Raw genomic sequence first — 20,094 nt, 5'->3', positions numbered from 1 at the left:
CTCACCGCGTTGCCTGCGAGGTTGGATTACTTTCTGGCGACAATCACCGCACGCATCGGCGCCGGCAACCCTTCGATGGTTTTGCTGTGATCCTCGGGATCAAGGAAATCACTCAACGACTGATACTTCATCCACTCAGTCCCGCGCTGTTCTTCGACCGTTGTGGTGCTCACATCCACGCAACGAATGTCGGTAAAACCTGCACGGCGCAGCCACAATTCCAGCGCCGGCACCGACGGCAGGAACCACACGTTACGCATCTGCGCGTAACGATCTTCCGGCACCAGCACCTGATGCTTGTCGCCTTCAACCACCAGCGTTTCCAGCACCAGTTCACCACCCTTGACCAGGCAATCCTTCAACGCCAGCAAGTGCTCGATCGGCGAGCGACGGTGATAGAACACGCCCATCGAAAACACGGTGTCGAAGCCTTCCAGATTCGGCGGCAAATCTTCGAACGGGAAGGGCAGGTGCCAGGCATTCGGCTCAGACAGATAACGCTGCACCGCCTGGAACTGGCAGAAAAACAGCCAGTTTGGATCAACGCCAATCACGCTGTTCGCGCCGGCACCGAGCATGCGCCACATGTAGTAGCCGTTGCCGCAGCCGACATCGAGGATGCGTTTGCCCTTCAGGTCCAGATGCGGCGCAACACGTGACCATTTCCAGTCCGAACGCCATTCGGTGTCGACGTGAACACCAAACAGATCAAACGGCCCTTTGCGCCAAGGCGACAGGCCCATCAGCGCAGTACGCATCTGCGCACGGGTTTCGTCGTCGCAATCGGTGTCAAGTTTCAGGCCATTGAGCAGATCGATTTCGCTCGGCTGAATTTTCGGCAAGGCGTCCAGCGCACTTTGCCAGCGCTCCAGATCGCCGTGACCTTTCTCCATTTTCTTGTCGAGTTGCGCTTGCAGGGTGTTGGCCCAATCGGCCAGCGGTGTGCCGGCCAGACGGCGGGCGAGGGGGGACAGATCAATCATGGCAAGGCAATCAACGAGGCAAAGTTAAGACACTGGAACCACGGCACGACTTTCGAGAACCCGGCGGCCAACAGGCGTTCGCGGTGTTCTTCGAGGCTGTCGGGCTTCATGACGTTTTCGATGGCGCTGCGTTTCTGGGCAATTTCCAGTTCGCTGTAGCCGTTGGCGCGTTTGAACGCGACGTGCAGATCGGTGAGTAAGGCGTGTTCTTCGGCATCGTTGAAGCGCAGCTTCTCCGACAGGATCAACGCGCCGCCCGGCAGCAGCGATTGGCGGATGCGTGAGAGCAACGCGGTGCGCTGATCCGGGGCGATGAATTGCAGGGTGAAGTTCAGCGCCACCACCGAAGCAGGCTGGAAATCCAGGGCGAGAATGTCGCCTTCGATTACTTCCACCGGCAGCAACTCCTGGAACATCGAATCCTGACCGTTGAGGTATTCGCGGCAGCGTTCGACCATCGCCGCCGAGTTATCCACAGCGATCACTCGGCAGCCGTCGGTACGCACGTGGCGGCGCAGGGCTTGAGTGACCGCACCCAGCGATGAACCGAGGTCGTAGAGCACGCTGTTCGGCTGGGCGAACTGCGCGGCGAGCACGCCGAGGTTCTCGACGATGGTCGGATAACCCGGCACCGAGCGCTTGATCATGTCCGGGAACACCCGCACCACGTCTTCGTTGAAGGCGAAGTCGGGTACCTGGGCCAAAGGCTTGGCGAAAATGCGATCGGGTTCTTTGCTCACGGCGGTTCCGGCGGTGTCGGTGGAAAAGGCCGGCATTTTAGCCAAAGTGGCGCGGGGATGCGCGGGTTGTCTGATAAAGCGGCGCAACGGTGCTGGAATCATCGCTGTCAGGGATATTGCTTTCGTCGGAACGCCGCCCGGAGCAGGCTCGCTCCCACAGGTGATCGCGGTGTCCTTGTGGGAGCGAGCCTGCTCGCGAAGAAATCAGCGCGGTTTCCGGGAGAACGCCGAGGCCGCGATGCCCCACTGGCCGAGCCAGTAGCTGAGGATGATGACGTAAGGCGCGGCGTGGAAAGGGGCGACGAAACGATCAATCCCAATGACGCTGTCGGAGAACACAAACGCCAGAGCGCCCCCCGCCGCCAGTAGCGCCGAACGCTTGGGCACATCGGTGCCGAGGCGAGCGAGGGCGCGCCAGAGCATCGCGCTGATCGCCGTGCCGTAGACAATCACCGGCGCCAGCAACGGCCCCAGACCGCTGGAAATCAGAAGACCCAGCAGCACCGCACCAACCGCGAGAGCAAGCACCAGTGGCAGCACCGCCAGACGCTTGCAGTCACTCAGATAAGCCTTCAGATAAGCCAGATGCGCGACCAGAAACGCGCCGAGGCCAAACACAAACAGATCCCCCGGCCATGCCAGCAACACATCACCGAGCAACGAGAAAATCAGACCCAGACTGATCCAGCGCCGATAGTCGCTGGGCGGCGCATCATGTAGCCAGCCGAGCAGCGCCAGCACCGGCAGCGGTTTCACCAGCAAGCACAGCAACGCCGCATGGGTGCTGACACCGTAGAGAAACGTTACTGCGCCCATCAGCGCCAGAATCAGCCAGCCCACGATCAGTTCACCGAAATGGCGCAGTCAAAGGTTTCCACCGGCAGCACTTCTGGCGCCCACGGTTGTTGCGAAGTCAGGCGCAGACGCCCGGTGCCGGGGGCGAAGGCCTGGAAGCGCCAGGTCGACAAGCCCGCAGCGCCGACCACGCCGGCATCTTCCGGATTGCTGTAGACCTCGGGGCTGAGCGCGCGCAATACGCCGCCAGCAGAATCCTGAATGGCCCAGCGATAACCGGTGGTCGGGTTGCTTGGCAGCATGATGATGAGGTTTTGCCCGTTGGTGAGCCGTACGGGGCATTCGCTTTGTTTTTCCACGGTCACGTTGTGTTTTGGTTGCGTGGCACAAGCGGCCAGCAACGAAAGGGCGAGGGGGAGAAACAGGCGAGTGGGGGACATAAGGTCAGCGGCTCCGGCGTTGGCGACGAACGGCGAGCATAACTGAAGATGAGACAAAGTGTGACAACGCCAAGCCCTCACCCTAGCCCTCTCCCAGAGGGAGAGGGGACTGACCGGGGGATATTGGCGAGGTACGCCGACCTGAGCGTGCGTCAGCGAATCCATAATCGACTCGGTGTTTCAGGTCGATGTATAGCGTAAGACAACTCGGTCGGCTCCCTCTCCTGGGGGAGAGGGCTGGGGTGAGGGGCTGTCTGTCAGAACAGGATCTTCGCCACATCGGCAAACTTCTTGGCGAAGTGCACAGTAATCCCTTCCTTCAAATAATCCGGCAGTTCCTCAAAATTCCCCCGATTCGGCTCCGGCAAAATCAGCTCGAAAATCTTCTGCCTTCTTGCCGCAATCACCTTCTCGCGTACCCCGCCAATCGGCAGCACATGCCCGGTCAGCGTCAGCTCGCCGGTCATCGCTACACCTTTCTTCGGCGGCTGATTACGCGCGAGCGAGAGCAGGGCGCTGGCCATGGTCACGCCGGCGCTCGGGCCGTCCTTCGGTGTCGCGCCTTCCGGTACGTGCAGGTGGACAAAGGCTTCGTCGAAGAACTTCGCGTCGCCGCCGAACTGTTTCAGGTGCGAGCTGACGTAGCTGTAGGCGATCTCCGCCGACTCCTTCATCACATCACCGAGTTGCCCGGTGAGTTTGAAGCCACGGTTGAGCGTGTGAATCCGTGTGGCTTCGATCGGCAAGGTCGCGCCGCCCATGCTGGTCCAGGCCAGGCCTGTGATGACGCCAGTGCCGGACAGCACTTGTTCGTTTCGGAACACCGGATGACCCAGCGACGCTTCGAGGTCTTTCGGCCCGAGCTTGATCACTGCTTTCGGCTCGTCGATGAGCTTCATCACCGCTTTGCGCACCAGTTTGCCCATTTGTTTCTCGAGCTGGCGCACGCCGGCTTCACGGGCGTATCCGTCGATCAGGGACTTGAGCGCGCTGTCGCTGATGCTCAGGCTGCCCTTGGACACACCGGCCTTTTCCAGCAGTTTCGGCCACAGGTGACGCTTGGCGATGGCGACTTTTTCTTCGGTGATGTAGCCAGACAGGCGAATCACTTCCATCCGGTCCAGCAGTGGGCCGGGGATCGAATCGAGGGTGTTGGCGGTGCAGACGAACAGGACTTTAGACAAGTCCATGCGCAGGTCGAGGTAGTGGTCGAGGAATTCGACGTTCTGCTCCGGGTCGAGGGTTTCCAGCAGCGCCGAGGCCGGGTCGCCCTGGTAGCTCTGGCCCATCTTGTCGATCTCGTCGAGCATGATCACCGGGTTCATCACTTCGACGTCTTTCAACGCCTGCACCAGTTTGCCCGGCTGCGCGCCGATGTAGGTGCGGCGGTGGCCCTTGATCTCGGCTTCGTCGCGCATCCCGCCGAGGCTGAAGCGGTAGAACGGTCGGCCGAGGGATTCGGCGATGGATTTGCCGACGCTGGTTTTACCCACGCCCGGCGGACCGACCAGCAGCACGATGGAGCCGCTGATTTCGCCTTTATAAGCACCGACGGCGAGGAATTCGAGGATGCGATCCTTGATGTCGTCGAGGCCGGCGTGGTGTTTGTCGAGGATTTTGCGCGCGTGCTTGAGGTCGAGTTTGTCGTCGCCGTAGACGCCCCACGGCACCGAGGTCGCCCAATCGAGGTAGTTGCGGGTCACCGCGTATTCCGGCGAACCGGTCTCGAGGATCGACAGCTTGTTCATTTCTTCTTCGAGGCGCTTCTGCACCTGCGCCGGCAAGACTTTGCCTTCGAGGCGCTGTTCGAACTGTTCGAGGTCGGCGCTGCGGTCGTCCTTGGTCAGGCCGAGTTCCTGCTGGATGACCTTGAGTTGTTCCTTGAGGAAGAACTCGCGCTGATGCTCGCCGATCTTGCGGTTAACTTCCGCCGAGATCTCTTTTTGCAGACGCGCGACTTCGACCTCCTTGCGCAGCATCGGCAGGACTTTTTCCATGCGCTTGAGCATCGGCACGCAGTCGAGCACGCCTTGCAGCTCGGGGCCGGTAGCGGAGGTCAGGGCGGCGGCGAAGTCGGTCAGCGGCGACGGGTCGTTGGGGCTGAAGCGGTTGAGGTAGTTTTTCAGCTCTTCGCTGTAAAGCGGGTTGAGCGGCAGCAGTTCCTTGATCGCGTTGATCAGCGCCATGCCGTAGGCCTTGACCTCGTCGGTCGGCTCGGTCGGCTGGTGCGGGTATTCGACTTCGACCAGGTACGGTGGGCGGTGGTGCTTGAGCCAGGTTTTGATGCGTACGCGGCTGAGGCCTTGGGCAACGAATTGCAGTTTGCCGTTCTCGCGGCTGGCGTGGTGGACTTTGACCAGGGTGCCGTATTGCGGCAGGGCGCCGGTGTCGAAGTGGCGCGGGTCTTCCTGGGGCGTGTCCATGAAGAACAGGGCCAGGGAGTGGTGTTCGGATTTGCTGACCAGTTCGAGGGTTTCGGCCCAGGGTTCTTCGTTGACGATGACCGGCAGGACTTGGGCCGGGAAGAACGGGCGGTTGTGGATCGGGATGATGTAGACCTTGTCCGGCAGGTTCTGGCCGGGCAGGGCCAGGCCTTTGCCGCTGGAGGTGTGTTCGATGTGTTCGGCTTCGGTGTAGTCGTCTGGGTTTTCCGGGAATTCTTGCTGGTCGCTCATGGGGCACCTGCGCAATGGGGTATGGGTCTTAGATGGGGCAGGGGCTGGGTGGTTTCAATGGGGGGCGGTGTTTCTGATTGTGTGTTCAGGGTTTTGACAGGGTTCACGCTTTGGACTTGGCGGCCTTTGGGCCGACCATGTTGGGGGTGTTTGGTGTGCATATCCGTTTTTTCGGTCGCGGCGGCTTAGGGTTTCGCCCTGACGGCGACTCACTTTTTTGACAAACGCCTCAAAAAAGTAAGCAAAAAAACGCTTGCTCCTGCGTGCGGCCCGCTCGCTGGGGCTCGGGGTTCCTTCGCTCCGGGATCGATCCGGGCGCAGCGCCTACGGTTTGCTTCGCTGCACCTCCTCTCGCTGTGTTTGGCTACGCCAAACGGTCGCTGCGCTCCCACGCCCGGATCAATCCCTCCACTCAGCCTTCCGACGTCGCCCGTGGATCAAGATCAAAAGCAGGCGAGCTGACACTCGGCCTATTGAGTGGTGAAGAGCGGGGCGTGGTCGGCTTTGGACTTGTGGTGGGGTTGCCCCTCATCGGGACGCCGCCCGCCCAGCCCTCTCCCGAGGGAGAGGGCGCGTTCGGCGGCTTCGTAGAATCTCTTCGAGGCCGGGAATTCGCAGGGTGGGGTGTCGTCGATTTCGGGTGGATTGGGCGTTGGCTTTTTCCCGCTACACGTCGCGCCCAATGAGCTGCGCTATCGGGTAAAGCGCGAAGCTGTGGCATCCGTCCACAAACAACCACCAGGCCATCAGGCCCGATGGTTGTTGGCAATGCGCAGATCACCTCGGATGTTTATTTCACTTCGGTCAAATTCACATCATCGACCAGCATATCGATCAAGGTTCGCAGGTATTTGAAACCCTCATCTTTCTTTCCCCAGCGATCAATGAAAAACAAGCCGTGGTCATTGACCTGGATCGGTGTCACAACGATGTCGCCGCTCTTGGATCGATGCACCAGACGGGGCCCGTCCGTGCCCGTACGTTCGACCATGAACATCCCGGATTGGGTCAATTGGCTGCGGCTGACAGACGGCGTCGGGTCTGGCTGCTTCGTTCCGGCGACGGCCACTTCCATCAGGAAATCGCCGCGCAAGGCACGGCTATTGGTGCCGCGTTTGCTGTCCACCACTTCCCACGCCCCGCGGTGGATATCTCTGGCCAGTTCCGGAGCAGTGTCGCGCACGTGGAGACTGACCGCCGAGAGGGTATCCGCCAGACCCGGCACACCCAGGTTGTAATTAGTGTGGGCATTGCCGATGAGGGCCACCCATTTATGCGGTCCGTGTGCCAGTTGGTCCGCTTCGATCACTTGGCTGGCGAAATAGCTGAACATCTCGTTTCGCGAGATAGCTTCGTCAGACACACCCTTGAGGTGGTAGGACGCCGTGCAGTCGAGTGCCCTGATTCGGATTTCGTATTTGGCCGCCACCTGACAGACCTCTGTGTACGTATCGTTACCGTCATGGTAGGGCATGTGGCCACGGTCCTGGACGCGCAGGTAATCCTTCAGTCTGTCCGGCATGCGCTGCGTGCGGTAAAAAATATCCAGATCGGCCTGGTGCAAATCGGTGAACAGATGTTCCACGTATAACGTGTCATACCCGGCTTGCTTAAGCGCTTTCATGTGCTTTTTCAGCAGCGCTTTGCTCGCTGTGTGGGAATGGACCTCGCCGATCAGCAGGTTCAAGCGTCCGTCGGCCAGCAGCCGCAAAAACTCCTCGAACGTGGTGTCTGAGGTGAGCGTCGGGAGCGTGGCAGCTGCGGGTGGTGTGTAGTGAGCAAAAGCGTCCCTGGCCTTTTTCTCCAGACGCCCGCGGTTGGCGATGAACGCATCGAACGCCTGTTTTTCACTCGGTACGGTCGGGCTGTAGCGTGAATCCATGGAGTAGGGCTGATGCAACATTTGTGCGATATCGTCACGCATGGAGGGCGCAATATCGTATTCGCTGAAATGCTCGACAGCAGGGGCAAGCGGTGCTGGCCGGGAGACGGGCTGAGGCGCCTTGTACGCCGATGGCCATTGCACCCGATAATCGCCCTTGGCTGCCGCATCCCCGGCAATTGCACCGGCTGAATCGAGGGCGATGCGTGCCGGCTGATCGAGGGCGACATCTTCCACGCGCACGGCAACGGCCGCGTGCAGGTCGGCCAGACCGGGAGTGTTGTTGAAGGTGCTCATGCGTGATTGCTCGGTGAGGACCACCCAGCGCTCCTCAGGCGCATCGGCGATGTCGGCGGCCAGCGTCTTGTGCGAATAGAAATTCCTGAGGCTGTTGCTGCGAGGGGTCAATGGCGAGACGTCGTTCATTACCATCGCTCCTTCCAGTTGGTAGCTGGTCGAAGCATCCAGCGCATGGATTTTCAGACCCTTTTCGCGCGCTGCACGCACCAGTGCCAGATAAGAGAATGCCGCGTTTTCCTCATGTCCCAACGCACGGTCGACGGCTTTAAGATGTTTTTTGATGTGTTTCCAGGTTCCGCCCTTGTTCATTTTTTCCAGCTTGATATTGAAAACATCCCCCGCCAGGTATTCCACGTAAAGCCGCTTGAAGCCGTTGCTCACGAGGTCGTCCACACCATCGATCAGCAATTGTTTGCTGGCGATCGAACCGGGCTGGGCGCCGATCACCAGGTTTTTTCCTTTAACGGCGTCGCTGGCCAGTAACCGGGCAAACGACAGGTCTTCGGCGACTGGCGGGACTTTGGCGCGGGCTGGCAGCGGGGCAAGTTCGGCGAAATGCACGGTGGCGTCTGCACTGAGCTTTTCGACCTGCTTCAGGTAGGCGGTGCGTGTCGAGGCGAGATTTTCCACAAACCCGATAAGGATCAAACGGGGATCGGTGCCCATGAAGTCTTGACTGCTAATGAGGATGTCCTCCCGACTTTGCGGATTCATCACCGTTTCGATGCGCTGCCGGTATCTGGGCTCCACACCATAGACCTTGTGCGGACCGGGTGTCTCTGGTACGGCCTCGTACTTCGGCGCGCCGCCGGTCATGCCGCTGCGTACCATCATCCCGTCGGCGTTGCGCACGGTCAGGATGCCGGTAGAAACGAGGTCTGGGGAATTCGGCTTGCTCCGATAGAGTAAATAACGACCGAGTGCGTCAGGACTGTTCCCGGTAAAGAACAGCTGATTTCTGAAAACCACCACGCGCATGTCATCCCAATCGGGTTGGGGCGCCACTTGATCGATCACGGTCATGACATTCTGTTGTTCGCTGCTGGCACTGGCGCTGGCGAGGCTCTGCCGCAAAGGCCGGCGCACGGGCTTGAGCGAACGCAGCGCCGGACGCAGGTCGGTCAGCACCGCGCCGGCGCTGTTGAACAGATAACCGAGCAGATGCTGGAAGGCTTCGCCGTGGTCACCTTGACGGTACGCGTGCAGGGCGAGCATGGCGTCCTTGAACGCCAGGAGCAGACCGGTGCTCAGGCTCAGCAGCGGGAACGGCGCGGTGGCAATGGCGCCGATCCATTCGACACTGGTCCAGACCAGACTGGCGATCATCTCTGCTCGGCTGGTGGTGGTGGCGTTAACGTCGTCGATGCGCCGTTGCAGTTTCATGTCGTAAAGGGCCGTGCGCAGATCACTGACCGCCGCGACCGCGCGGGTCGAGTCGTATCGTGCAGGGCTGGGTGTGGTTTTATTGAGGTCTTTGGGCAGCCCTTTCTTGATGTTTTCAAGGTACGTGCGAACCCGCGTCCGGGCGCTGACGCCGACGCGCAAGGTCAGGTATTCGAGCATGCCGGACTGTTGCTGAAGCAGGTAATTGAACAGCCGCGCTTCGCGCAAAGCGACGCCGTCGGGCGCCTCGGGGGTGTAGAGCAGAACCGGGTTGTCGCCATGGCTGAACAGCCACGCATCGAGCACCCATTCGCCGTCGATCATCAACCGGTGGAGCGGATATTTCGTGCGCACCGACCCGGACGTCTCAGCCATGCTGTCGATACTGTGTTCCAGCCATTGCAGATCATGGCTGGCGATATGGCCCTGCAGTTGGCATTCCAGCGCGGCGCTTTTCATCTGGCGCTGGGTAATGGCCAGGGTCGCGTCGCGTCTGAAGTCGTAACCTTCGCTCGTCGAACTTTGCAGTTCAGCCTTGACCTTGGCGATGTAGCGCTGGCCGATCCATACACCGGTGACCGAGCGCGCGACATTCTGTGCGCTCAGGTTGCTGATATCGATGCCCTGCGGGCCTCTGAAGCGCGCCGAGCGGGAAAATTTGTCATCGAGAAAACCGATGCCGTCAGCGTAGCCGTCGCGATAAAGCGTGGTGTAGGTCAACGGTTTTGGCGTCCACGCGCGCACGAGGGAGATCGGCGAATAAGCCCAGACGGTATCCGGATCGACATCGTTGGTCGTGCGCTTGAGCAAGCGGTTCAAGCTGATTTTGGCTTGCTTGTGCACGTAGTCATCAAACGCCGGAAAGCGACTGCCCGACAAGGCGTGGCTGTTGAACGCACGCAAGGCGCCTTCGGCGTCTTCGCTCAGGGTCGTCAGCTTCCTGCGGTTGGCGGCAGTGGTGGCGCGATACCACACCGGTGTACAGAAATCGTAGTCGTCTATCCGTGTGGCCAGCACCAGTTCAGCCATCGCACGCAGGCAGTCGGGATGACTGTCGGTGTAATCGAACGTGACCTTTTGATGCTCCAAGGCCTCAGGTTTGAAACTCAGCCCGGCCAACACGTGGCGCAGCTTCGCGCGAAAGCGCATGGGCGCGCGGCTGATCAGGTAGCCGGCCATGCTCTCGGCGACATCACTGTGCCTGGCCCAGCCGAGCAGGTGGGTCTGGCATTCGCGTTCACTGTCGAAGGTCTGGAATTGTTGGTCTCGCGGCGCCTGTGGCGTGCACAGCAACAACCGTTTGAGCGCGCCGCCGGCATCGTTCTGGCGCAGCACCCACAAGTCCTGCAACTGGGCGCCGTGCAGCGACAGGGTGGCGGCCCGAAGGCGCGGATCGCTGCCGTCGCGCAGGCGCTGGATCAGTTGCAGGTCACTGTCGAGCAGGTGCCCTTGCAGCACCGCCGTGTGAGCGAGGGCGACGATACGTTGATCGAGCATCTGCCTGATGGCGGGCTTGATCGCGGGCTTGGCCTGTAGCGCTTTTTGCAAGTGATGGAAGTCAATCCGAGGCTGCAGCTCCACGGCTTGCTTGATCAGCCACGCCGGCGTCACGTCAGCGTAGGTTGGCGGCAGAGGCGCGCCATCGTAGGTGAGGGTGGTGTGCTTCAAAAACGCCGAGTCCGGCAATTCATCGCCGGTGTGCGGGCCGCGCAAGGACAGTTCCAGCAAACTGGATTGATGCACATAAACGCCGTAGCCCGGCACTCGGCGATCGGTCGAAAGGCTTAACTTTTCCGGTTCGAGATCGTCGATCTCCAGGTCTTCGCTCAAACGTTCCCGCCATTGCTGGCGGGCCAGTGCCGTCAAGCTGCCTGTCGGCTCCATCAAGTCGAGCAGGTGTTGTCGCGCTTGCTGGTAGTTATGCAGATGCTGCGCCAGTGCAGTTTTTTGCGCGATGCTGGCGCTGCGGTACCAGTCCGGTGCGCTATAGCGCAGGTGGCGCTCGAACAAGGTTTGCGCACGTAATTGCAGGCGCGGCGTGAGATCCGGCAGTGCGTCGGCAATTGCGCGCTCCAGCGCTGTAAGCAATTGCTTGGGGTCTTGCTGCGGGTTATCGGCGAAGCTCAAGGCGCGCTCGATATCCTGCGTGCGTTTTTCAATCAGCGCATCGTAGGTGTGTTCGAACAAGGGTGTGCTGTCGATGGGTGCGAGCAGCAGCGGCCAGATTCCTGCGGCGCCCACGGCGTGGAAGCGTGTCGGCAGCATGGACATGAACGCCTCGCGACCGCTGGCCCGGTTCAGCGATGTACGCAGTTGGCTGTCGAGATCAGCCAGGGAGTTGAAAAATTCGATGCCTCTTGCGGGGGTGAACAGCAAGGCGAAACCCATGCTCTGGTCGGTCTGCAAGTCCTTGACTCGGCGAGTGTCCTTTTCCGTGACAACAAAGGCACCGGCCAGCTCAACGGTGCTGTCTTGATAGTTGAACTGCAGCGCGTACATGGCCGGACGCAGCATCGGGGCCAAATCGAGCTTTTGCAGCAGATCGCCGGCTTGCGGATGCAACAGGCGGTCAGTGACAGCCTGCCTGGCTTCGTGGCCGATGGCGGTGAAGCCGGCATCATATTTGAGGAAGGTTTTCGCCGGTTTATCGTCGATCCGGTCGCTCTGGTCCATGTTGAGCAATTGGCTGGTCAGTCTGATTTTCAGCGTGGCGATCAGCTGTTTGCCTTCATCGTTTTGCAGATCGCTGTTATCCAACGCCTGATACAGCGCGCGGCTGCGTTGCAGGTAGCTTGTGCGGTAGGTTTTCAATTGCTGGTCGAGGCGTTTCAGAAAGGCCTCTTCGGTGGTTGGTTGTTGCTCGGGAAGCAATGGCGTTGGTGTATCAAACAGGTGATGGCCGATCGCGTTGAGATCGTTTTTGATCTCTTCGGACGTGGGGGTTGTGGCGGGGTTCATGGGCGTTTTTCCATGCTGAGGGTGAGGGGCCAGCATGGCGAGGGGCAGTGGGGGGCGGGTGGTATCTATGTATAGGGGAGTGATCTTTCGATGTGTTCGATTTCGTCAAACAGCCCCCCCCAGACCTGCTCGCGAAAGCGCTGTGTCAATCACCCAAACGGCTGAATGCGCTGACGCCTTCGCGAGCAGGGAGTTAGCTGTGTGTTGGGGATTGCGGGATTTCGTGGTTATCCAGCACGCGGTTCACCGCCAGTTCGGCGAGCATGATGATTTGCTGGATCGCCAGAATCGTCCGTCGCTGCGGCAGGTCGATGTAGGCGGCGATGTCGCTGGTCATCAGGCTGGCTTGTGCCAGTGATTCGCAGGCGTGGACCAGCAGGCTTTCGCTGTCCTGATCGGGGGCGACCTGGAACATGGTGCTGGGTTTGTGGAAGCGCAGAGTGAGTGCGTTGGGTTTGAGGTAGTGGTCGAGGGCGCGTTCGGCGGCTTCGTGGAATTTCTTGGAATCGGGGGATTCGTAGGGCGAGGTGTCGTTGGTTTCGGGGGGATTGGGTGTTGGCTTTTTCATAGTGAAACTCCGAATGATAAGTGGGGCTGTCACTCTCAATCACCGCGACGCGACGGAGGGTGGCAGCTGTACGCAGGTTCGCGGACCGAGCCATTCGGCAATCTCGGCATACCCGAAGGTATCCCGCGCACAGCCACCATCAAACCAAACAACAAGCACCTGAGCGCTCCGGTTTGGGCCGGCGATTATGCATCAAATCGAATGAACTGCTCGGGCCGCGACGCCCGTTCGCTGAATTTGCAGCGACCCCCCGAGCCTATCCAGCCAGTTTCCGAGGCACAACCGACGCGACTTGTCGGAAAACTCCGTGCAATCACCAGCGTCTGTAGGACGAGCAAAATTCCTACAACCAACGCTGATCAAATGTGGGAGCTGGCTTGCCAGCGATGGCGGTCTACCAGCCGGCCTATTTGCTGACTGATCTACCGCTATCGCTGGCAAGCCAGCTCCCACAGGGTTCTCCGGTGGGTTCAAAATGGGTGCGCACAAAAAAAGGCGATGTCCCTTGCGGGGCATCGCCTTTGTTTTACCGCCGTTAAAACTTATTCCGGCAGTTTGTACGCAATCACATAGTCACCCATCTTGGTGCCCAGCGAACCGTGACCGCCGACAACGAGCAGCACGTATTGCTTGCCGTCCTTGCCGGTGTAGGTCATCGGCGTCGCTTGGCCACCCGCTGGCAGACGCGATTTCCACAGCTCTTTACCGCTGTTCACGTCGTACGCGCGCAGGTACTGGTCCAGGGTGCCGCTGAGGAAGCCGACGCCGCCGGCCGTGACCATCGAGCCGCCCATGCTTGGCACGCCGAGGGTGAAGCCGATCGGGATGGGCGAGCTGTCGCGGCTGGTGCCGTTTTTGCGTTTCCACACGACTTTGCCGGTGGTCAGGTCGATACCGGCAACGTAACCCCAGGCCGGGGCCTGGCACGGTACGCCGAGTGGCGACATGAACGGGTGCATGATCACGGCGTATGGCGCGCCGGTGTTCGGTTGCACGCCAGCGGTTTCGCTTTCGCGTTTGCTGCCGGCGGCGACTTGCTCGCGTGGCACCATTTTCGACACGAAGGCCATGTAGTTCGGGCTGGTGAACAGCATTTGGCGAACTGGATCGACCGAGACGCCGCCCCAGTTGAACACACCCACGTTACCCGGGTAGATCAGGCTGCCCTGTTCCGACGGCGGGGTGTACTGGCCTTCATAACGCAGTTCCTTGAACTGGATGCGGCACAGCATCTGGTCGAACGGGCTCGCGCCCCACATGGCTTTTTCGGTCAGTTCCGGGGCCAGCAGGTTGAGGTCCGAACGGGCCTGGGTCGGTGCGGTGTGGTCGCCTTTGACGGCGCCTTGCGGTACCGGGATTTCCTTGATCGGGATGATCGGCGTGCCGTCACGACGGTCGAGGACGTACAGGCTGCCCTGTTTGGTCGGGGCGATCAGCGCAGGTTTCACGCCGTCGGCGGTTTTCATGTCGAGCAGGGTTGGCTGGCTGCCAACGTCCATGTCCCACAGGTCGTGGTGGGTGAACTGGTAGTTCCAGCGCACTTTACCGGTGGCCAGGTCCAGGGCTACAACACCGGCGCTGAATTTCTCGGCGCCCGGGGTGCGGTCAGCGCCCCACTGGTCTGGCGTCTGGTTGCCCAGTGGCAGGTACACCATGCCGAGTTTTTCGTCGACGCTGGCCAGCGACCACATGTTGGCCGAGTTGCGGCTGTAGGTTTCGCCCGGAGCCAAAGGCTCGGTGGCGTCTGGCTTGTCGCTGTCCCAGTTCCACACGAGGTGACCGTCGCGCACGTCGAAAGCGCGGATCACGCCCGAGGGCTCGTTGGTCGATTCGTTGTCGGTGACGTGACCGCCCATGATCACCAGATCACGGGTAATCGCGGCCGGCGAGGTGGAGTAGTAGCCACCAGCGGTGAACGGGCCGATGCCTTGGGTCAGGTCAACCACGCCTTTGTTGCCGAAGCCTTCGCAGATCTTGCCGGTGTCGGCGTTCAGGGCGATCAGGCGGGCATCAGCGGTTGGCAGGTACAGACGACGCGGGCAGGCCTGAGCAACGGCTTTGCCAGCTTCGGAAATCACCGCCGAGGCTGCGTTTTCAGCCTTCGCGTAAGCGGCTTCGTCGTAGTACGACACGCCACGGCAAGTCATGTGCGCAAAGCCTTTGAAGCCGACCGGGCTCTTGATCTGTGGGTCGAAGCGCCACAGTTCTTTGCCGGTGTCCGGGTCGAGGGCCAACACTTTGCTGTGCGCGGTGCAGGCATAGATCATGCCGTTGGCTTTCAGCGGGGTGTTTTCGTTGGTCAGCTCAACCGGGTCATCTGCCGTTGGCAGGTCGCCGGTCTGGATGCGCCAGGCTTCTTGCAGCTTGCCGACGTTGGCCGGGGTGATCTGCTTCAGCGGCGAGTAACGGTCACCGAACTCGGTGCGGCCATAGGCCTGCCAGTCGCCATCGGGCATCGCTGGTGCGGTGCTGGTGGTGTCCGCAGTGTCGCGGCCCAGTTCGCCGAAGGTTTCGCCCGGGTGGGTGAACAGGCTGGCCAGAGCGGTGACGCCGGCCAGCACCACAGCGACGGTCAGACCGCCAGTGCCCAGCGGCGCCGGGCCGTTAAGCAGCAGCGGACGACGGAACCACGGCAGCAGCATCACGAAGCCGAGGACGAACCACAGGGCCAGACGTGGCACCAGTTGCCACCAGTCCAGACCGACTTCCCACAGCGCCCAGACGGTGCTGGCGAACAATACGATGGCGTACAGGCCCAGCGCCGCGCGACGGCGCATCAGCAACAGGATGCCGCTCAGCGCAATGCCGATACCGGCCAGCAGGTAGTACAGCGAGCCGCCAAGCATGCTCAGCTTGACCCCACCGGCCAACATGGCCAGGCCCATCAGTAGAAGCAGAATGCCGAGCAGGCTCGGTAGCAAACGGCCCCGACTCGAAGCACTTTCGGTGCTCATAGTGTGATTCTCCGTGACGTTTTATGTAGTCCCGCGCTGTAGTCACTGTAGATGACGATTTGGCGTGGGCATGGTTCAGATAAAAACTTGTCTGGCTAACGAATTTTCTTCGATCCCTGTGGGAGCTGGCTTGCCAGCGATGGCGGTGCATCAGGCGACGTTGATGTCGAATGTGAAATCGCTATCGCTGGCAAGCCAGCTCCCACAGGTTTTTGGGGTGTCGGTTAGAACGAGGACTGGATCTTGATCCCGCCGATCAGGGCGTCGTCGACGTTGTTCACGCCACCGGGGTGGCGGATGTATTGCAGGTTCGGGCGTACGGTCAGCCAGTTGGTCACGTGCACGCCGTAATACAGCTCGGCGCTGTATTCGGTGTCTTGTGGCGGCAGGAACGACGGATCGTCATAGTTGTAGACGGCGTTGGCCTGATTCGTCGCTTCGGCGTTTTTGCGGAACGCCGGGTTGACGTGCACGCGGGCGAGGGCGAAACCGATGTCATCCTTGGCGCGCGCGTCGAACGGGCCTTTGTAGGTGATGCCAGCCTGCACGTAGTTGTCGATCGCGTTGGTTTTCTTGTCGTGCATCGTGCCGTTGGCGAACACGCTGAGGCCGCGCGAGTTATCGCTGGCCATGCTGGTGATCTGCTGCTGAATACCCAGCCACACGCCGTGTTTGCTCGACGCGCTGCGGTAGGCTTCACCGCTCAGCGCTGCTGGTTGGCCGTGGCTGTCTTTATAGACGTCGCTGGCCTTGGCGTTGCTGTAGTAGTAACCGGCGCGGTACTCGCCCGGCAGACCGTTGAGCTTCGGCGTCCACACCAGTTCGATCGGCAGGATTGCGCCCTGGGTGCCGCTGCCGCTGAGTTTGAAACCGTTGCCGCGATCGAGGTTCGACGGGTTCTGCTCGTAGGCGCCGACCTGGGCGTACAGTTCCGGGGTCAGGTGATATTTGACGCGCAGCGCCCATTGGCTGACCGGCCAGTTGTACCAGATGCCGCCGACCCAGTTGCCGACCTGCGAGCCGCAGAACGCGAGGTTCTGGAAGTCGCACGGGAAGCTGTTGAAGTCTTCGCCTTCGCCGAAACGACCGACCTTGATGTCGAGTTTCTGATCGAAGAATTTCTGCTGATACCACATCTGCGTCAGACGCGTGGTCTGGCCACGGCCCCAGACTTCCTGGGCCGAGGTGAAGCCGCCGACGCGCGGGTCATTGATGCGGTCGTTGCTGATGTTGTTGCCGCTGCGTTTGGTGATGGTCAGTTGAAACTCGGCGTCGTCCCAGCCAAGGATCTTTTGCAGGTCCAGGTGCGTGCCCAGACCGAATTGATCGCTGTAGCGCGCAGTGCGGTCGTGGTCGTAGCCGCCGTGCAGGTTGCTGCCCATTTCGCCGGTGTAATCGAGCTTGAAGTCGTAGCCTTTTTCCGCGAGTTCGGTGCGCGTGCCGTTCCAGTCACCGAGCATGTACGGTGATTCGCTGTCGAACGCGGGCGCTGCTTGTGCGCAGGTGGCGAGGCCTAGCGCAGTACAGCCGCCGAGGGTGCGCAGGGCTGAGATAGCGCTATCTCGGGAGAAGGAAAAATCAGGCATGGATAAGTCTTTTTTGGTGTTTTCGGGAGTGCAATTCGAGCGCTTCAATATGTCGCAGGCAGTGAAGCGGTTCAGCAGAAGGGCGGCAGGATAATGATCTGTTACAAAAAGACAAAGGCCTTTTGTGAACATGCAGCGTTTCGGATTCGGTAACAGTGCGGCAAACGGGCGCATTGTCGGCCGGTTCGCAGCCTGCGATCTTTCCGGGTTGGCCTACATTTGAAGGTAGGCCTTCCACCCGATCACCCCCTCGGCTAAGGTGCGCGGCTTCTGCATTTTCACTTCGCCCAAAGGCCTGGCATGAACGAACAAACCCCCGATCCGCTACACGGCGTGACCCTCGAACAGATTCTCAATGCGCTGGTGAGCCATTACGAATGGTCGGGGCTGGCCGAGCGCATCGATATTCGCTGCTTCAAGAGCGATCCGAGCATCAAGTCGAGCCTGACGTTCCTGCGCAAAACCCCGTGGGCGCGGGAGAAGGTCGAGCGTCTGTACGTGAAGTTGATGCGCACCAAGCGACCGCTTTGACATGGACGCCGTCTGGCGGCGACGCCTGATCACCTACGCAGCCGTGCTGGGCTGGGCGGGGTTGGGCATTCAGCTGTACCTGATTTTCTTCGCACGCTTGAGCGTCGGCGCCAGTCTGTTGGGCGGGCTGGTGAGTTTTTTCAGTTACTTCACGATTCTGACCAATACGCTGGTGGCGACGGTGCTGACCTGCGCCGTGACCGCTCGCGAATCCGCCGCGCGCCGCTGGTTTTTGCAGCCGTGGGTGAGTAGCGCGATTGTCGTGAGCATTGCTGTGGTCGGCCTCGCCTACAGCCTTTTGCTGCGGCATTTGTGGCATCCGCAAGGGTGGCAATTCATCGCTGACGAGTTGCTGCACGACGTGATGCCGTTGCTGTTTCTTGGCTATTGGTGGTTGTGCGTGCCCAAGGGCACGTTGCGCTGGTGGCATCTGCCGGTGTGGCTGATCTATCCGCTGGTGTATTTCATCTACGCCTTGCTGCGCGGGCATTGGCTCGGCGCGTATGCGTATCCGTTCATCGATGTGGCGCTGTTGGGTTATCCACAGGTGCTGGTCAATGCCGGGGGGATATTGCTGGGGTTTGTACTGATTGGGTTGGTGGTCATTGGCCTCGACCGCTGGCAAGCCGTACGAAGTTAAGGTCAGGGTGGGAGCGAGCCTGCTCGCGAAAGCGGTGTATCAGTCGACATCGTCGGTGAATGTCAGACCGCATTCGCGAGCAGGCTCGCTCCCACAGGGTTCTCATTCTTCTTCGGGAGTGCCTTCAGCGCGCCAGTAGCCGACCGCTTTGATCAGTTGTTCGTCCAGCCCGTGCTCATCGATCAGCACCCGGCGGATCTGCCGCGAAACCTTGGTTTCCGTCGCCACCCACGCATACAGATTGCCTTTGGGCACCTGCAATTGCTTCACCGTCGCCAGCAGGTTGTCTTTGCTACCCTCGCGCAGCACCCAGATCACATTGACCTGCGCTGCACTCTCCAGCACTTGCTGCTCGGCGCCGTTTTCCACTTCGATCACCACCAGCGCTTTGCGATTGGCCGCCAGGCCTTCGAGGCGGCGGGCGATGGCGGGCAGGGCGGTTTCGTCGCCGATCAGCAAATAGCTGTCGAAAATATCCGGGACGATCATCGAGCCGCGCGGGCCGCCGATGTGCAGGAATTGCCCGGGTTTGGCTTGTTCAGCCCAGGTCGATGCAGGGCCGTCACCGTGCAGGACGAAATCGATGTCCAGCTCCAGCGCATCGAGGTCGTAGCGACGTGGCGTGTAGTCGCGCATTTCGGGTTTTGGTCCATCGTCCTTGCCGGCGCCGAGCACCATCGTCTCGAGGGCCGCAGCCTGTTCGGCGTTCTGCGGGAACAGCAGTTTGACGTGATCGTCAGTGCCCAGGCTGATAAACCCGGCCAGTTCCGGCCCGCCGAGGGTGATGCGGCGCATGCGCGGGGTCAGGTCGACCACGCGCAACACCTCAAGCTTGCGGCGTTTGATTTCGTGCATCACGCGGTGAATGGTTTGGCTATCGACTGCAGTCATTCGCTTTTCTCCGAAACAGGTTGAACGGCGGGGCCGTCGACGATGGCTTTGGCGGTGTCGTTGAGCAGGTCACGCACGCGCAGGATTTCTGCCGGGCTCCAGCGGCCGTGGTGCATTTGCAGGGCGTGACGCAGGTTGTGTACGGCTTCGTGGATTTCCGGCGGACGATCATGGCCGCGCAGTGAGCGTTTGCTGACGTCGATACGCATGCGCACGCCATCCAGCGCCACGGCTTGTTCGCTCAAAGACACGCGACCGGCCTCGGTGACGCTGTAGCGTTTTTTGCCGCCCTCAGCGTCGCCGGTGATCAGTTCGCTCTCTTCAAGAAAGGTCAGGGTCGGGTAGATCACGCCGGGGCTGGGGCTGTACGCGCCGTCGAACATGCCTTCGATCTGGCGGATCAGGTCGTAGCCGTGGCACGGCTGTTCGGCGACCAGCGCCAGTAGCAGCAATTTCAGATCACCGGGGGCAAACACCCGGGGACCACGGCCGCCGCGTTCACGTCCGGGGCGCTTCTCGAAGCCGTCACGGCCATCGCCATGCTCGCGATGGGGGGAATGATGGTCTCTCATTTCAATCTTCTCTCGTCGTGTTTAGATACAACTTAAGATATATCTTAAGCTTGACGCAAGACGTTTTTCCTCGAGTCATGACCTGGGCTGACGAGCGGCAGCCACTGCGCAATGGCAAGCGAAAATTTCTCGAAAGGATTTCACGATCGATAACCTGAAAGTTAAAGTCATCACTCTATTTGCTGTAGAGTATATG

The 20,094-nt window shown here is 60.5% G+C and carries 13 protein-coding genes; 2 read left to right on the top strand and 11 right to left on the bottom strand.

The genetic code is table 11. The features are described from left to right. Nucleotides 1-26: 26 nt before the first annotated feature. The 9 genes from cmoB to ACZ0A4_RS18050 all read right to left on the bottom strand — a co-directional run bounded on the left by cmoB (nucleotide 27) and on the right by ACZ0A4_RS18050 (nucleotide 17,264). The gene (cmoB, locus tag ACZ0A4_RS18090) at nucleotides 27-983 is read right to left on the bottom strand and encodes a tRNA 5-methoxyuridine(34)/uridine 5-oxyacetic acid(34) synthase CmoB (RefSeq protein ID WP_463575851.1); all 957 of its coding nucleotides are present in this window, start codon (nucleotides 981-983) and stop codon (nucleotides 27-29) included. Beyond that, a complete protein-coding gene (gene cmoA, locus ACZ0A4_RS18085; RefSeq protein WP_175559565.1) occupies nucleotides 980-1,759 on the bottom strand; it encodes a carboxy-S-adenosyl-L-methionine synthase CmoA in 780 nt (259 codons plus the stop codon). Before cmoA ends, cmoB begins: the two co-directional genes overlap by 4 nt. A gap of 168 nt (nucleotides 1,760-1,927) precedes the next feature. Further along, nucleotides 1,928-2,563 (bottom strand): lysoplasmalogenase, encoded by a 636-nt coding sequence (locus tag ACZ0A4_RS18080; RefSeq protein ID WP_463575850.1) that lies wholly within the window; start codon nucleotides 2,561-2,563, stop codon nucleotides 1,928-1,930. A gap of 2 nt (nucleotides 2,564-2,565) precedes the next feature. Further along, entirely contained in the window at nucleotides 2,566-2,958 is a 393-nt protein-coding gene (locus tag ACZ0A4_RS18075; protein ID WP_007916811.1) for a protease inhibitor I42 family protein, read from the bottom strand. 257 nt (nucleotides 2,959-3,215) lie between these two features. Next, nucleotides 3,216-5,633, bottom strand: a complete 2,418-nt coding sequence (gene lon, locus ACZ0A4_RS18070) for an endopeptidase La (protein WP_463575849.1) — start codon at nucleotides 5,631-5,633, stop codon at nucleotides 3,216-3,218. Between the two features lie 790 nt (nucleotides 5,634-6,423). Continuing rightward, the gene (locus tag ACZ0A4_RS18065) at nucleotides 6,424-12,156 is read right to left on the bottom strand and encodes a membrane-targeted effector domain-containing toxin (protein WP_463575848.1); all 5,733 of its coding nucleotides are present in this window, start codon (nucleotides 12,154-12,156) and stop codon (nucleotides 6,424-6,426) included. Between the two features lie 193 nt (nucleotides 12,157-12,349). After that, a complete protein-coding gene (locus tag ACZ0A4_RS18060) occupies nucleotides 12,350-12,724 on the bottom strand; it encodes a DUF6124 family protein (protein WP_463575846.1) in 375 nt (124 codons plus the stop codon). 542 nt (nucleotides 12,725-13,266) lie between these two features. Beyond that, nucleotides 13,267-15,678 carry a glucose/quinate/shikimate family membrane-bound PQQ-dependent dehydrogenase gene (locus ACZ0A4_RS18055; RefSeq protein ID WP_463575845.1) on the bottom strand — a complete coding sequence of 804 codons (2,412 nt, stop codon included), beginning with the start codon at nucleotides 15,676-15,678 and terminating at the stop codon, nucleotides 13,267-13,269. A gap of 224 nt (nucleotides 15,679-15,902) precedes the next feature. Continuing rightward, entirely contained in the window at nucleotides 15,903-17,264 is a 1,362-nt protein-coding gene (locus tag ACZ0A4_RS18050) for a carbohydrate porin (RefSeq protein WP_463575843.1), read from the bottom strand. Between the two features lie 300 nt (nucleotides 17,265-17,564). Between ACZ0A4_RS18050 and ACZ0A4_RS18045 the strand changes: the two genes are divergently transcribed. Together ACZ0A4_RS18045 and ACZ0A4_RS18040 are read left to right on the top strand one after the other, a co-directional pair. Beyond that, nucleotides 17,565-17,795, top strand: a complete 231-nt coding sequence (locus ACZ0A4_RS18045; protein ID WP_007916799.1) for a VF530 family protein — start codon at nucleotides 17,565-17,567, stop codon at nucleotides 17,793-17,795. A gap of 1 nt (nucleotide 17,796) precedes the next feature. Next, entirely contained in the window at nucleotides 17,797-18,435 is a 639-nt protein-coding gene (locus tag ACZ0A4_RS18040; RefSeq protein ID WP_463575842.1) for a Pr6Pr family membrane protein, read from the top strand. A 102-nt stretch (nucleotides 18,436-18,537) separates the two neighbouring features. On the opposite strand, the gene ACZ0A4_RS18035 is transcribed toward ACZ0A4_RS18040, so the two are convergent. Next, the gene (locus ACZ0A4_RS18035; RefSeq protein ID WP_463575841.1) at nucleotides 18,538-19,326 is read right to left on the bottom strand and encodes a siderophore-interacting protein; all 789 of its coding nucleotides are present in this window, start codon (nucleotides 19,324-19,326) and stop codon (nucleotides 18,538-18,540) included. Next, on the bottom strand, nucleotides 19,323-19,898 hold the full coding sequence (locus tag ACZ0A4_RS18030) for a PadR family transcriptional regulator (protein WP_463575840.1): 576 nt from the start codon (nucleotides 19,896-19,898) through the stop codon (nucleotides 19,323-19,325). The genes ACZ0A4_RS18035 and ACZ0A4_RS18030 overlap by 4 nt, the downstream gene beginning before the upstream one ends. Between the last annotated feature and the right edge of the window lie 196 nt (nucleotides 19,899-20,094).

This window comes from Pseudomonas sp. AC172 (assembly GCF_979258595.1).
This window is presented reverse-complemented; position numbering and strand designations above follow the sequence as displayed.

Bases quoted from the DNA above. Each gene is read 5' to 3' on its own strand.
- cmoB (WP_463575851.1), bottom strand. From the start codon at position 983: ATGATTGATCTGTCCCCCCTCGCCCGCCGTCTGGCCGGCACACCGCTG.
- cmoA (WP_175559565.1), bottom strand. From the start codon at position 1,759: ATGCCGGCCTTTTCCACCGACACCGCCGGAACCGCCGTGAGCAAAGAA.
- ACZ0A4_RS18075 (WP_007916811.1), bottom strand. From the start codon at position 2,958: ATGTCCCCCACTCGCCTGTTTCTCCCCCTCGCCCTTTCGTTGCTGGCC.
- lon (WP_463575849.1), bottom strand. From the start codon at position 5,633: ATGAGCGACCAGCAAGAATTCCCGGAAAACCCAGACGACTACACCGAA.
- ACZ0A4_RS18065 (WP_463575848.1), bottom strand. From the start codon at position 12,156: ATGAACCCCGCCACAACCCCCACGTCCGAAGAGATCAAAAACGATCTC.
- ACZ0A4_RS18060 (WP_463575846.1), bottom strand. From the start codon at position 12,724: ATGAAAAAGCCAACACCCAATCCCCCCGAAACCAACGACACCTCGCCC.
- ACZ0A4_RS18055 (WP_463575845.1), bottom strand. From the start codon at position 15,678: ATGAGCACCGAAAGTGCTTCGAGTCGGGGCCGTTTGCTACCGAGCCTG.
- ACZ0A4_RS18050 (WP_463575843.1), bottom strand. From the start codon at position 17,264: ATGCCTGATTTTTCCTTCTCCCGAGATAGCGCTATCTCAGCCCTGCGC.
- ACZ0A4_RS18045 (WP_007916799.1), top strand. From the start codon at position 17,565: ATGAACGAACAAACCCCCGATCCGCTACACGGCGTGACCCTCGAACAG.
- ACZ0A4_RS18040 (WP_463575842.1), top strand. From the start codon at position 17,797: ATGGACGCCGTCTGGCGGCGACGCCTGATCACCTACGCAGCCGTGCTG.
- ACZ0A4_RS18035 (WP_463575841.1), bottom strand. From the start codon at position 19,326: ATGACTGCAGTCGATAGCCAAACCATTCACCGCGTGATGCACGAAATC.
- ACZ0A4_RS18030 (WP_463575840.1), bottom strand. From the start codon at position 19,898: ATGAGAGACCATCATTCCCCCCATCGCGAGCATGGCGATGGCCGTGAC.